Annotated in this window: 10 protein-coding genes; 3 read left to right on the top strand and 7 right to left on the bottom strand. The window is 51.6% G+C overall.

Going from position 1 to position 13,329, the window contains the following annotated elements:
- Positions 1–97 precede the first annotated feature (97 nt).
- The 5 genes from AC2Q8J_RS01910 to AC2Q8J_RS01890 form a co-directional block, all read right to left on the bottom strand.
- Positions 98–1,474 carry a cytochrome P450 gene (locus tag AC2Q8J_RS01910; RefSeq protein WP_486451985.1) on the bottom strand — a complete coding sequence of 459 codons (1,377 nt, stop codon included), beginning with the start codon at positions 1,472–1,474 and terminating at the stop codon, positions 98–100.
- Between the two features lie 54 nt (positions 1,475–1,528).
- Positions 1,529–2,604, bottom strand: a protein-coding gene (locus tag AC2Q8J_RS01905) for an IS3 family transposase (RefSeq protein WP_286838887.1) whose coding sequence is annotated in 2 segments (ribosomal slippage) — positions 1,529–2,355 and positions 2,355–2,604 — 1,077 coding nt in all. Because the reading frame shifts where the segments join, the coding sequence is not laid out codon by codon here.
- A 609-nt stretch (positions 2,605–3,213) separates the two neighbouring features.
- The gene (locus tag AC2Q8J_RS01900; RefSeq protein ID WP_084498002.1) at positions 3,214–3,615 is read right to left on the bottom strand and encodes a PaaI family thioesterase; all 402 of its coding nucleotides are present in this window, start codon (positions 3,613–3,615) and stop codon (positions 3,214–3,216) included.
- Between the two features lie 9 nt (positions 3,616–3,624).
- On the bottom strand, positions 3,625–4,098 hold the full coding sequence (locus AC2Q8J_RS01895) for a PaaI family thioesterase (protein ID WP_486451984.1): 474 nt from the start codon (positions 4,096–4,098) through the stop codon (positions 3,625–3,627).
- Between the two features lie 145 nt (positions 4,099–4,243).
- The gene (locus AC2Q8J_RS01890) at positions 4,244–4,753 is read right to left on the bottom strand and encodes a MarR family winged helix-turn-helix transcriptional regulator (RefSeq protein ID WP_339678449.1); all 510 of its coding nucleotides are present in this window, start codon (positions 4,751–4,753) and stop codon (positions 4,244–4,246) included.
- A gap of 40 nt (positions 4,754–4,793) precedes the next feature.
- Between AC2Q8J_RS01890 and AC2Q8J_RS01885 the strand changes: the two genes are divergently transcribed.
- Together AC2Q8J_RS01885 and AC2Q8J_RS01880 are read left to right on the top strand one after the other, a co-directional pair.
- A complete protein-coding gene (locus tag AC2Q8J_RS01885; protein ID WP_161624250.1) occupies positions 4,794–5,960 on the top strand; it encodes an efflux RND transporter periplasmic adaptor subunit in 1,167 nt (388 codons plus the stop codon).
- Positions 5,960–9,049 (top strand): efflux RND transporter permease subunit, encoded by a 3,090-nt coding sequence (locus AC2Q8J_RS01880; protein ID WP_486451983.1) that lies wholly within the window; start codon positions 5,960–5,962, stop codon positions 9,047–9,049. The genes AC2Q8J_RS01885 and AC2Q8J_RS01880 overlap by 1 nt, the downstream gene beginning before the upstream one ends.
- Positions 9,050–9,546: 497 nt before the next feature.
- Here AC2Q8J_RS01880 and AC2Q8J_RS01875 read toward each other — a convergent pair whose 3' ends face one another.
- Positions 9,547–10,758 carry an IS256 family transposase gene (locus tag AC2Q8J_RS01875; protein ID WP_486451982.1) on the bottom strand — a complete coding sequence of 404 codons (1,212 nt, stop codon included), beginning with the start codon at positions 10,756–10,758 and terminating at the stop codon, positions 9,547–9,549.
- A gap of 113 nt (positions 10,759–10,871) precedes the next feature.
- Here AC2Q8J_RS01875 and AC2Q8J_RS01870 point away from each other — a divergent pair.
- Positions 10,872–12,214 (top strand): IS3 family transposase gene (locus tag AC2Q8J_RS01870; protein WP_486451981.1). Its coding sequence is split into 2 segments (ribosomal slippage): positions 10,872–11,216 and positions 11,219–12,214, totalling 1,341 coding nucleotides; the frame shifts between segments, so codons are not numbered across the junction.
- 35 nt (positions 12,215–12,249) lie between these two features.
- Here AC2Q8J_RS01870 and AC2Q8J_RS01865 read toward each other — a convergent pair.
- The gene (locus AC2Q8J_RS01865; RefSeq protein ID WP_486451980.1) at positions 12,250–13,245 is read right to left on the bottom strand and encodes an alpha/beta hydrolase; all 996 of its coding nucleotides are present in this window, start codon (positions 13,243–13,245) and stop codon (positions 12,250–12,252) included.
- Positions 13,246–13,329 lie beyond the last annotated feature (84 nt).

Below are 13,329 nucleotides of genomic sequence, written 5' to 3'. Positions count from 1 at the left end.
CTCGAACCCATGCCTCATACCACAGAAAAGTCCGGCGAACCACGCCAAAATTGTGCTGGTGCGATGGTTGGCCTACAGGGAGGCCCCGGCAGACGTATTACCCTAAACGCTTCAAATGCAGTGGTAGATCATCCGCTGGCTTGGGCAGTGGAACGGTCTGAAGTTTTTCACCGGAATTAGCCGCTAAGGAGAACTCATAGCGACGCAGAAACTGGTGTAAAAAGTTCTTGGTCTGCATAAGCGCAAAGTGCATACCGATGCATTTGTGGGCTCCGCCACCAAAGCCGACAAAACTGAAGGGATGACGCTTGTGCTCATTGCGGGGCTCCAGCCAGCGCTCAGGATCGAAGGTATGAGGATTATCCCAGTACTCGGCCATACGGTGGGTATACTGGGGCACCAGAAGCAGAAGGGTGTTGGCAGGGATGCGGTAACCGCCGAGTTCGCAGTCGCGAATTGTTCTCCGCTGCGCCACCATCGCTGAGGGATGCAGTCGCAGGGTTTCCTTCACCGCCGCGTCGGCCAGTGGCATCTTTTCGAGATCGTCGTAATCCAGAAAGTCCTTGTCGATCGACGCCGCTTCCTCGCGCAAGCGCTGCTGCCACTCGGGATTCTCCCCGAGATGCAGCATCAAGTGACTAAGGGCACTGGTAGTGGTGTCGTGCGCAGCGAAGAGCAGGAAGCTCATGTGCGCGATAATGTCTTCGTCGCTGAAGTATTCACCGTCCTCAGTGGTTTCCCGGGTGAAGTAACTGAAGGTATCGATGCCTTTGCCGCGGCGTCGCTCCTCGATCAACGAACCGAAGAACTCCTGCAAATGGCGCTGGGCCTTTTTACCCCTGGCGTATTTAGTGCCGGGTATTTCCTTGGCGAAAAACCCCAGCAGGCCATTGGCGATGTCCAGGAAGGCATGATTCAAATTGGCGGCGCGATCATCGCCCTTGTCCAGCCCGACAAAAATTGTAGCGGCCACGTCCAACAGGGCCTGTTTTATGGCTGGGAAAAACAGGAAGTCTTCGCGACCGTCCCAGCCTTCCACAGCCTCCTTGAGCATAGGCCCCATAGTGCCGAAGTAGCCGCGCATGGCTTCGGTCTTGAACGCGCTCTGCATAATGCGGCGCTGGAAGCGATGCTCGCCGTGGTCCCGCAGCAGCAGCGCTCCTTTGTAGAAGCGACCCAGAGTGCGCGCGTACCCCATCTCAGCGGAAAAATTCTTATCCTTGTCGAGGTAAACCTCCCCGTAGAGATCCGGCCCGATCAGCAGCACTCCCTTGAGGTACGCCACTCCTAGCCGCGATACTGGCCCGTAGCGGCAATACTGTCGGTCGATGGTGCCGTAAAGATCCGTCACCATCTCGAAGAAGTGCCCTATAACGGGAAGGCCAAAGGAGCCTGGAATGTGTTTCAGGTCGTGGTTGTCCGCGGCCTGCTTGTAGTTGTCCAATTCGGCAACGCTCATAATAGAATTCTTCACCTGTTGACCTTTCCCCAGAGTTAGTACCACAGCCCCGATGAGATTATCCAAAAGTTATGCCGCCTGTTTTGCAAATGCAACAGGTGGCAGATAATCCAGAGAACTGTGTGGTCGAACGTGGTTGTAGTGGTGCCGCCACTGGTCGATCTCGACTCTGGCTTCCTCCATTGACCGGAACCAATGACGGTTTAAACACTCGTTCCTGAACTTTCCATTCAAGCTTTCTACAAAAGCATTCTGCGTTGGTTTTCCTGGCTGTATGAAGCCAAGCTTTACTCCGGACTCCTGGCTCCAGAAAAACATGGCCTTACTGGTAAATTCGGTGCCGTTATCGCAGACAATCATATTCGGTTTACCGCGAGCCTCGATCAATTGGCTAAGAAAGCGAGCAACTTGCCGTCCACTAATTGACACGGAAACCAATTGCCCAACCATCTCGCGGGAATAATCATCAACGACATTGAGCACTCGGAAGCGTCGTCCATTAGTCAACTGGTCTGATACAAAGTCCATCGACCAGCGCTGATTGATGCCCAGAGGCGCCTCCATTGGCAGCCTTGGGCGCTGTAGCTTCTTCCGCTTCTTGGTGCGTACCTGAAGGCCTTCTTCGGTGTATATCCGGTACGTACGCTTCTTATTAACAACTAGCCCTTCAGCTTTGAGAAGGCCATGTAGAAGCAGATAGCCATAAGCAGACTGTTCAACCGCCAATTCCTTTAGCCGTGCTCTCAGAGCTCCATCGTTACTTGGTCTCGCCTGATAGCGATAGGCCGTCCTGCTGATGCCCGCTAATCGACAGGCTGCTCGTTCACTGATGCGATGTTCAAGGATCATGTGTTTGGCTACCTGCTTGCGACCGACGGGCTTCACCACTTTTTTGACAGCACATCCTTCATCGCTTCAACTTCAAGGAGCTTGTCGGCTAATAACTTCTTAAGCTTGTTGTTCTCGCTCTCCAGTTCACGTAGCCGCTTGGCCTCGTTAACTTCCATCCCGGCGAATTTGCTACGCCAGTTGTAGAACGTGCCAGTTGAAATCCCCAGGTTGCGACAGATGTCTTCAACCTTGGCTCCAGCCTCATGCTCTTTGATGGCCTTGATGATTTGTTCGTCGCTGTATCGCTTCTTCATACTGAGATCTCCATCCCGTTAGGTTAACTGGAAATCTCATCTTGGTCATGGTTCCAAAATCGGGGGAAAGGTCACTGTCTGGGGGTGTCGACACGGTTGTGTGGACACATAAAAAATTAGCTGCGGCCCTCTGCTTAAAAATCGCCTTCTGGCCCGCTGAAAGAGAACAGTTCACCGGGTCGTCCTACGAACTTTCCGTTTTCCCGTAATTGGTGACAGCCCAATGATTGGACTTGTGGGTCCAATACAAGCGGGACTTTCGTCCTCAACTGTTGCGCGTACTGCGCAGGATCAACGGTATTATTGGGAACCAGCATGGGAAATGAATTTTGGCCATGCGCTTTTAGCTCGCGCCCCCAAAGTGTTGGCCTTTTCACTTGGGTAATCTAGCAACAGGCACCTCGAAAAAAAATAGAGGCATTTGATCTAAAGATGGATACTTGTGATATGAAGGGTGTGGCGAGATGTGTTTACTCAGTCAGTAAAGATCACGCTTTGTCATGACGACAAAAGCAGTTTTGGTGAACGCTTAGGGCAACTCTTATAAAAATCCTCAATCGGGATTGCAATTGAAGTGGATGCCCCGGACTTTCTGCAGACCATGAGTTACTACTTTCCTGCGAACGTTAATGATGCGATTGCTGTTGGTTCATCCGGAGAGTTTTGCCACACAACAGCGCTGACCGTATGAACACGTTTTCCGCTTCGAACGACAGTGGCGCGGCTAAACAAACTTTTATCACCTAAGGCAGGACGAAGGTAGCTCGTGTTTATAGAAAGCAATGCGCACTCTTTAGTCTTGGCAGAATTTATGACGGCGAGCGTCCCGGTCAGCTCAAGAACACCTGAAACTACGCCTCCGTGCCAGGCACGCAAAAGTGGGTTACCCGTAAAAACATTCTGCCACCGGGTTACGCACTCCGTCTCTGGTATTGAAGTAATTATTTCGGTCCCGTAGTTACGGGCATAAGGCGTTTCTTCAAGAAAATCGATAAGCTTTTGGTTTATCATTCGGCGTGCCTACGTTATTTCCATGCCAAGCACGGGGCCCGGCGTGTCAGATTTAAATATGCCAACAGCGTTGCAGCACATTATTTTTGAATTTACCTGATAAGCCGCCGCACCAACATAGATAAAATCCTCCGCATATTGATAGCAACTAGCTTCGATAACCAAGCCCCGCCCAGGCTCAGGTTTGCGCATGTAATCGATTCTTAGATTCACGGTCGCGATGGCTGCCGGCTTGCCGAGATGAAGCATCACCGCACAGCCGCAGGCGCTATCTATGGCCGTCGCTATTGCGGTTGTATGAAGACTGCCATTTTCTATTGAGTCAGCATGCTTACTCTGAAAAGGAAGATGAATTTTAGCGATATCTCCCTCTATATTCTGGAGCGTCAATCCAAGGTCACGATGCGTACCAATATGCGTGAAGAACATATCAAATAACTTTTCAGTGCTGCCAATACCAGTTTTTCCTTGCTCAAACACCATATTTTCCTCATTTAGATATTTAATAAGGCTCCGGATGCTCGAGGCATGCCTGGCATAGCATCGGCAGCTGCACGCAAGTCACAGCGTAGCGGAAATAATTATTACTAAAAGTTATTGCATCTTCTCTGTCTGCCCGAACCTGCAATCAGGTAAGCTCACGGACGCCGACCATACGTGGCATATACGAACCCATTTCGCTAACCCCATCATTTTCAATCTCTGCCTTACCGATTAAATTTTCGCGGACCTTGGCTAACATAGCGGTAAATTGCTCGCACTGCTTGACACTAAGCCCGCGCAGGGCGTCGGAGTAGAGTCGTATTGATTCTGCACGCATTGGCGCGACCAGCCGATCAAATGCTTTTGTGATGTAGATAAGATTGGCCCGTCTGTCTTCAGGGTGTGGACGTCGCTCAATTAAGCCCTTTTCCTGGAGGCGGTCGACAACTTTGCCCAGCGTGGCCCTGTCCATATCCGCCAATTTCGCAAGATTAGTCTGGGTGTACCCATCTTCCCGATAAAGCTGTGCAAGCACAAACCACTGTGCTCGCGTCAAACCCAAGTGTCTGATTCGCGCATCGAAGGCCCGCCTCATCAGCCGCGCTGCATCGTCTAGCAGGTACCCTAAATTCCACTCCAAGTCCTCTCGCTTCATGGAATAACCTCTATTTACATATGTTATGTATACTTATAGTATGTACAACGCCTTATTGCAAGAGGGTATTCCATTGCGCCTTATCAGCAAATCGATTTTTCTTGTGTCGCTGCCACTGATCGCCGCTTTTCATAGTGGCAAAGCATTTGCATCGGCAGAGAACGAAATTACTGAGCAAGCACCGCCATCCGAGCACTCTCAACCATCCCAATTCGCCTTACATACCGTCACTACTGAAAACGTTGTAAAACCCATTTTGGCAACCGGTACGATAATGGCTGCAAAATCCAGCAATATTGGCCCCAAGATCGAAGGAACGATTGAGGAAATCTATGTGCGCGTTGGCGATCGAGTGAAAGCTGGCGACGCCTTGTTTCGAACGCGAGACGTCGTACTCAGGTTACAAAAGCAGGAACTCGCTGCTTCATCCGCCCTATACGCGGCCGAATTTCGAAAGGCAAAGATTGAATTTAATCGGGTCTCCAATCTGCGCAACAAGGGAGTAGCTTCAGCAGCGCAATTTGACACCTCGGCCGCCGCTTTAGAAACTGCGAGAGCCCGTGTCGATATTACAAAGTCAAAACTCGCCCAGGTTGAACAGAGTCTTGAAGATGCTATTGCCCGCGCGCCCTACACCGGCGTAATCACCGAACGGTTTGTGGACGAAGGCGTTTTCATCTCAAGCCGAGCCTCAGGCATGGGAAACTCGGCCGTGGTCCAGGTAAAAAAAGCCGATCCTGTCGTAGCCGTCTGGAGTATAGCTGCCAAGTACTTACCCGAAATCACGTTAGGCACGAAAGTCGAAATCCGTATCGATGGTATACCGGATGTAATTGAATCTGAGATTCACATTATTAACGACCGAATCGATATAGCCTCTCGGTCGATTGACGCACGTTCAGTTATCACCAATGACGGCTACAAAATCAAACCGGGCCTTTTCGCGCGAGCCGAGATTTTTCCCAAGCCGCACAAAGTCGTTCTCCTCCCCCGTTCTTTATTGCGTGGCCCGCCCAACGACCCCTATGTCTTGCTCTACGAAGATGGCAAGGCAAGAATACGCCACTTAACAACACGTGACCACAACACTGATTCGGTTGAGGTGCTTAGTGGACTGGAGGCCGGCATGCGCGTATTGCCGAGCTCGCACCTTACTGACGTTTCTGACGATGTCGTCATGACCAGAAAAGAAGGATTGGAAAACTGATGTGGATTTCCGATCTGTCTATCCGACGACCGGTCTTTGCAACCATGCTAATCGGCGCACTGGTTGTACTTGGATCGATTTCGCTAGCACGTCTAGGTGTTAATTTTTTCCCCGAACTGGACATACCCTACGTATCTGTAACCACAGCGCTCGAGGGGGCATCGCCGGAAACTATTGAGACCGAAGTCACTGATGTCATTGAAGAAGCTGTAAACACCATAGCGGGCCTCAAACTTCTCCGTTCTGTGAGCTCAGAAGGACTGTCACAAATCTTTCTCGAATTTGAGATGGAGGACAACCTCGATGTTAAGGTCCAGGATGTCCGGGACAAGCTGGACGTTGCACGGCGTAATTTGCCCTTAGATATCGAGCCGCCCATTGTTGAGAAAGTCGATCCTGCATCTGCGCCGATTTTGTCCGTCATGATCGCAAGTACGGTGCCAATCAGCGAACTGACAGTGTTTGCAGAGAACACCGTTAAGAATCGCCTCCAACGCGTTACCGGCGTCGGAACTGTAACAGTCGTTGGTGGACGTGAACGGCAAATACGAATTTGGCTAAATGCAGAACGCCTGCGCGCTTATGGTCTAACCGCCGATGAAGTAGTTCAGGCTATAAAGCGAGAACATGTGGAAGTACCAGGCGGCCGCATGGAAACCGAGATGAAAGATCGCGAATTCGGCGTTAAAACAAAAGGCGAGGTCGGTTCAATCCGTGAATTCGAAGAGCTCATCGTCGCATTTGACCGTCAAGCGCCTGTAAAGCTCGGTGATGTGTCCCGCATCGAGGATGGGTTGGAAGACGAGCGCACCTACGCGGAGTTAGACGGCCGCACCGGTATTTCCCTTGATATTCGCAGGCAATCTGGCACAAACGTCGTCGAAGTCGCCAACGCCGTAAAAGAGGCACTCGATGAGGTGCGGGCTTTAGCTCCAGAGGGAACAACTATCGTCACAGCTCAAGATGCATCTCTCTTCACCGAGGCCGGCATTCGAGACACATTTGCGGACATGATATTTGCCATCGGTCTCGTAGCTATCGTCACCTGGTTCTTTCTCCTCAGTATAGGGGCAACGCTGATTGTCTCTATCGCCATGCCATGTGCTTTAATTGCTACTTTTTTTGCCTTCTATACCGCAGACTTCACCATCAACATGATGACGCTGATTGCCCTCGCCATGGCCATCGGTCTTCTGGTGGACGATGCCATTGTTGTGCTAGAAAGTATTCAGCGGGAAATAGAAGGCGGCATGAGCCCGGCGAACGCAGCCTCCCACGGCGTCGATCGGGTGGGCGGTGCGGTCATTGCGGCGACAGTAGCAATCATGGCGGTTTACGTGCCCATCGCTTTTATGGAAGGGGTGATTGGCCGTTTTTTCCGTGAATATGGATTAACGGTAGTGTTTTCCATTGGAGTGTCGCTGCTCGTGTCGCTCACGCTCACACCTGCGCTGTGTGCTCGAATTTTAAAACCACAAGCGCACAAAGGCGCAATTAGCTCCCTAATCGATCGGGCTCTATCGCGCCTGGAAAACTGGTATAGCCGAATGCTGAGCATTTCCATTCGCTATCGCTATTTTGTGGTCGCGGCCGCGCTGGGTTCCGTGGTGATTGGCGTGCTCGTCGCTCAACGCTTGGCCATCGATTTTATCCCTTCGCTTGACAGGTCAGAGTTCATCGCCGACGTTGAATTGGAGCAAGGCGCAGGCATATCCCAGTCGCGAGAGCTTGCGAAGCGCGCTGCCGCTGAGCTCGCAAAAATAAAACACGTTGATAACGTATTCTTCACCGTCGGCGGCAACCAGACCGAGCGGGTGAACGAGATCAGCTATTTTCTCAAACTTGTCCACAAAGAAGATCGCTTATCGGATCAATTTGACGTTATGGCCGAAGCGCGCCAGGTGCTCTACAAGGTTATACCCGAGGCCAAAACGATCTCTGTTTCTGAAATGCCCATCATGACCGGTGGCGGTCTTACGTCCTTTGATATGGAATATGCGTTGACCGGTTCAGATCTGGGGGAGCTTGAACGGATTACCGACGAGGTCATGCGACGTATGCGAGAAACCGGCATTTATGCGGATATACACTCTACGTACAAAATTGGCCGCCCAGAACTACAAATTGATGTCGATCGTGCCAAAGCGGCAGATTTAGGCGTCTCGATCAAAAGCCTTGCCAACAACGCGCGTATTATGCTGGGTGGGATAGAGGTCACTTCCTATGAGGAAAATGGAGAAAGGATCGAGGTGCGCGCCCAGATGGAGGAAGACGACCGCGCTGACATGCGCTGGGTCGAGCTCATTCAATCGCGGGCGTCGGACAGATCGCTCATTGATTTTGCCAATTTGGCCGACCTTCGCTTTGCTTCAGGCCCAGCCCAGATTGAGCGCCAGTCTCGATCCCGAAAAATTGGTATTTTCGCCAACACAAAGCCTGGCGTTGCGCTCGGGACTGCAACAGAGGAGCTAGACCGCATCGTCGCTGAGGTCGGCCTGCCCGAAGGTTATTCCGGTCTATACCTTGGTCAAGCCCGACGCATGCAGGACAGCACAGACGCGATTATTTTCGCCTTCGTTTTAGCCCTCGTGTCGCTTTACATGATCCTGGCGAGCTTATTTAACAGCTTTGTGCAGCCCCTAATTGTCATGGTCACGGCTCCCCTCTCTTTTATAGGCGCTTTCTCAATGCTCTATTTTTTCAATCAGCCCTTGAACATTTTTGTTCAGATTGCACTCATTGCGCTCATGGGGCTTGTCATGAAGAATGGCATCCTGCTTGTAGACCTTGCAAATCAGTTCCGCGAGGCAGGGCAAGCGTCGAAGGACGCGGTGTTGAGTGCAGGCCCTCAGCGACTACGGCCAGTACTAATGACTGCGTTGTCCACTGTCTTGGGTATGGTGCCTGTGGCGTTAGCGAATAGCGACGGCTCTGAACTCCGTAATCCAGTCGGTTTTCTTGTCATCGGTGGTATGTCTTCGTCGACAATTCTCACGCTTCTGGTTTTACCAGCCGCCTATGTGATCGCGGACGATGCCGCACGATCGCTAAGAAAATTTAAAAGCGTAGCGCTAAGGAAGCGTGCGTGAAACATCCATTTATCATCCTGGTTACTTGCATCTGGTGTGGATTCACTCATAAGATGGCAGTTTTGCCACTTTATGCTATAAATTCTGCACTGCCAAGTTATGCTACAAACCAGTAACTCACTGATTTAGCTAGTATTACCACCCACAACCTAGAACATAACAAGCCTAAAATGGATGCTTTTAGGTTCGTTAGCGCTGATTTGCAAGCCCCGAACACCCTCTATGTATGCTATGAAGGGAGGGCGTTTGCGACATACTCAAGCTCTAGCCTTCGTATAAAGCCCCAACCAACTGATTTTATGATAATTTAGTGGCGTGTAATTTTGCGCTTCTCGAGGATAAATGTGACCAAGGGTTCTAAAGCAATAATTTACGTGGACATGGATCATGTACTGTGTGACTACGAGGAAGCGTGGGCTAGGCAGAAGGCTTTGTTCCCTGACTTAGAATTCCCTCAAAGCCGAGACTGTAAATTTAACTGTGTAAATGGCGGTTAATCACAGCGCAGTTCTGTCGCTGTACAAGATCGTAAACTGGCTCATGGCCTGTTTCCAATCACGCACTGGCATCGTCCACTTTTTGGCTATCTGGTGCAAGGCAAGATACAACACCTTCATCACCGACTCGTCATTGGGGAAGGATCGCCGGGTTTTCGTGACCTTCCTGAGCGAGGCATTCAGCGACTCAATAGCATTGGTGGTGTAGATCACTTTCCGTATCGCGGGTGGATAATCAAAGAACACCGTCAGCCTCTCCCAGTTATTACGCCAGGATTGGCTGATCGTCGGATGCTGGTCATCCCACTGCTGAGCAAACTCCTCCAGTGCTTGCTCGGCCTCGCCAAGGGTAGCCGCCCCGTAGATACGCTTGAGAGCGGCGGCAACGTCTTTACGCTGCTTCCAGCTGACATAGCGCAGTGAGTGACGAACTTGATGGACGATACAGAGCTGAACTTGTGTATGGGGGTAGACGGCCTCAATCGCTTCAGGGAAGCCCTTGAGTCCGTCGGTGCAAGCAATAAAGATATCCTGTAGCCCGCGATTCTTGAGGTCGGTCATCACGGACAGCCAGAACTTCGCGCCTTCTGTCTCAGCCATCCACAAGCCAAGGATTTCCTTCTCCCCTTCGCGGTTGATACCCAGGGCAAGGTACACCGATTTATTTTGCACCGCGCCAGAGGCTCGGCTGCGTACGACCAAGGCATCCAGGTAAACAATTGGGTAAACGTTGTCTAATGGCCGACCCTGCCAGGCTTTGACCTCATCCAGCACGGCATTGGTAACCTGGGAGATAAACGTAGCGGATACCTCAACCCCATAGGCTTCAGCAAAATGAGCCTGGATGTCGCGGGTGGTCATGCCACGGGCGTACAACGAGATAATCCGGTCATCGAAGCCATTGAGCTGCTTCTCCCCCTTTTTAACCAGCTTGGGATCGAAGGTGCCATTGCGGTCGCGGGGTACGTCCAAGTCAATCTCGCCATGCAGGCTGCGAACGGTTTTGCGACCCTTGCCGTTGCGGGAATTGCCGGTGTTGTTACCCTTCGGGTGGTGTTTGCTGTAACCGAGATGATCGTCCATCTCGGCTTCCAGGGCGCGTTCAGCAACGCGCTTGGTGAGTTGTTTTAGCAGGCCGTCATCGCCAAGTATGGCTTCAGGAGAATCGTGACCTTCTAGCAGTTTATCGATAAGCTCATCGGAAATGGGCATTCAGAGTTCCCTCTTATTAGGGGTTGGTGTATCCCGTCAGAGCATATGAGACACATTAGCGCCTAACGCTAAAGGAGACTTCTGCTACATTTTACTGAAGCAAGGAGTCTACGATGACTGATACAACTGAAAACCTAGTTAAAACCATTCGCCGCAAAACACGCAAGAAGCATGAGCCTGAAGAAAAGATCAGGATTGTGCTGGAAGGCTTGCGTGGTGAAGAATCCATTGCTGAATTATGCCGCCGCGAAGGCATTGTTCCCAGCCAGTATTACAGCTGGAGCAAGGAGTTTCTGGAAGCGGGTAAGCAACGTCTAGCTGGGGATACAAAGCGTCAGGCTAATAGCCGTGAGGTCACGGACTTGAGAAAGGAAAATAATCACCTCAAGCAAATGCTGGCCGAAACGATGCTCAAGAACAATGTTCTCAAAAAAAGTGTGCTTGGCTCGGGATTGACTTGGGACGACGAATGACGCTGTCAGCCTCGGAGAAATACGAGGTGATCCGCTTAGTCGAAAGCCCCGAGCCCTCGGTCAAGCGTACTCTGGAAGAATTGGACATCAACCGGAGTACGTTTTATCGCTGGTATAAAGCTTATCAAGATGATGGATATGACGGCCTAGTAGCAAAGAGCCGTTCGCCCCGACAGTTCTGGAATCGATTGCCTGAGAGCGTGAAAGAGCAATGCATCGATGTTGCACTGGAGCGCCCGGAGCTGTCTCCTCGTGAGCTGGCTTGGTATATCACCGATAAGCACGAGTACTTTATCTCGGAGTCGACCGTTTACCGGCTGCTAAAGCAGTATGACCTGATCACTAGCCCAGGATACATACTGATGCAGGCCGGTGACAGATTCCATACGCCAACACGGCGGGTCAATGAGTTATGGCAGACCGACTTTACCTACTTCAAGATCGTAGGTTGGGGCTGGTACTTCATGTCCACGGTGCTTGATGACTACAGCCGTTACATCATTAGCTGGAAGTTGACGACAACCATGGCGGCCGATGATGTAAAGCTGACATTAGATGACGCAATTGCCAAGACAGGCGTCGATCAGGTGGCCGTCAAACATCGCCCCCGATTACTCAGTGATAATGGCCCGTGTTACCTGTCACAGGAGCTGAAAGACTATCTCAGTACTCAGAGTATGGAGCATACGCGTGGCGCACCATACCACCCGCAAACGCAGGGCAAGATCGAGCGGTACCACCGCACGATGAAGAACGTTGTAAAGCTGGAGAATTACTACTATCCCTGGGAGCTTGAGAAAGCCATCAGCCAGTTTGTGAATCACTACAATAACGAACGCTATCACGAGGCACTGGATAACATTACGCCTGCGGATATGTTTTATGGGCGCAAGGAGGAAATCATGGATCGACGAGCGCTAATCAAACAACACACCTTGCAACGCAGAAAGGAGGAAAATCAGAAAGCCTGTTCAATCCATTAACCGAAAACTATACTAAGAATGTCTCCTTCAAAAACTCAGGCGACGTGTCCCAAATCATCTGACGACTTACATTCAGCCGCGGCGGCTTCACCCCTTAAATCGGCAATCAAAGCCGGGTCGGCTTCATCTGCTAAATGGCCCTGCACAAAGGTGCCGATAATCTCAATCGCCCGCTTGCCTTCCGGCATAAAGCGCGCCAGCAGGGGAAAGACATGCGGCATGCCCTTCCAGATTTCCAAAGCGACGGGCACGCCTGCGCGCTTCAGCTTGGCGGCAAGGCGGCGGCTGTCATCCAGCAGTACTTCCGGCTCACCGACCTGAATCAGGGTCGGCGGCAAGCCGACGTGATTACCATAGAGGGGTGAGGCATAAGGCAATTCAGGGTCTTGTCCTTGCAGATAGTGCTCACCGATTTCCACCAAACGGTCACCGGGGATTATCAGGTCGGATTGAAGATTGGTGATAACCGTCTCACCCGTGCCGGCCAAATCCGTCCATGGAGACAGGCCAACGGCACAGGAAGGCAGCGGAATACGTTCATCACGCATTCGCAACAGGGTGCCGAAGGTGAGGCCGCCGCCCGCACTGTCGCCGCCAATGGCAATGGCTTCGGAGCGATAGCCTTGTTCCAGCAACCAATTATAGGCCGCAATCGCATCATCCACTGCGGCGGGAAACGGCGCTTCGGGCGCAAGGCGATAATCAATGGCCAGCACCCGTGCGCCCGATGCTTTGGACAAGCGCCACAGCAAATCCTTATGCGTGGTGTCCGGTGCGCCGAGAATATAGCCACCGCCATGCAGATAATAGAACACCCGGTTCGGATCGGCGTTCTCAGCATCTACCCAAAAGGCTTTCACGCCATTGGCCGAGACTTCCTCAACCTTGCCGCCTTCGGGCCAGCCACCGCGACGGGCGCGTTTATCACTCGCCAACCGCAAAGCTGCTGGCTCCAACCCATTTTCTTTATGGATTTGCCGTTTCACCGTCAGCCGCATCACCAGCCGCACCAAGGATGCCCGAATGCTCATAACCCAATCTCCTTAAATTCAAGCGCCGCTTATACGCCCTTGCCTCATAAAAAACAAAGCGGGCGGAACTGCCGCAGCATTTTC

The organism is Spongiibacter sp. C9W (assembly GCF_057370015.1).
The sequence above is the reverse complement of the archived record's forward strand: the minus strand, read 5'-3'. Positions and strand labels throughout refer to the sequence as shown.

What these genes read in the sequence shown, in the direction of transcription:
- AC2Q8J_RS01900 (WP_084498002.1), bottom strand. Translation starts at nt 3,615, where the DNA reads ATGATAAACCAAAAGCTTATCGATTTTCTTGAAGAAACGCCTTATGCC.
- AC2Q8J_RS01895 (WP_486451984.1), bottom strand. Translation starts at nt 4,098, where the DNA reads ATGGTGTTTGAGCAAGGAAAAACTGGTATTGGCAGCACTGAAAAGTTA.
- AC2Q8J_RS01890 (WP_339678449.1), bottom strand. Translation starts at nt 4,753, where the DNA reads ATGAAGCGAGAGGACTTGGAGTGGAATTTAGGGTACCTGCTAGACGAT.
- AC2Q8J_RS01885 (WP_161624250.1), top strand. Translation starts at nt 4,794, where the DNA reads ATGTACAACGCCTTATTGCAAGAGGGTATTCCATTGCGCCTTATCAGC.
- AC2Q8J_RS01880 (WP_486451983.1), top strand. Translation starts at nt 5,960, where the DNA reads ATGTGGATTTCCGATCTGTCTATCCGACGACCGGTCTTTGCAACCATG.
- AC2Q8J_RS01875 (WP_486451982.1), bottom strand. Translation starts at nt 10,758, where the DNA reads ATGCCCATTTCCGATGAGCTTATCGATAAACTGCTAGAAGGTCACGAT.
- AC2Q8J_RS01865 (WP_486451980.1), bottom strand. Translation starts at nt 13,245, where the DNA reads ATGAGCATTCGGGCATCCTTGGTGCGGCTGGTGATGCGGCTGACGGTG.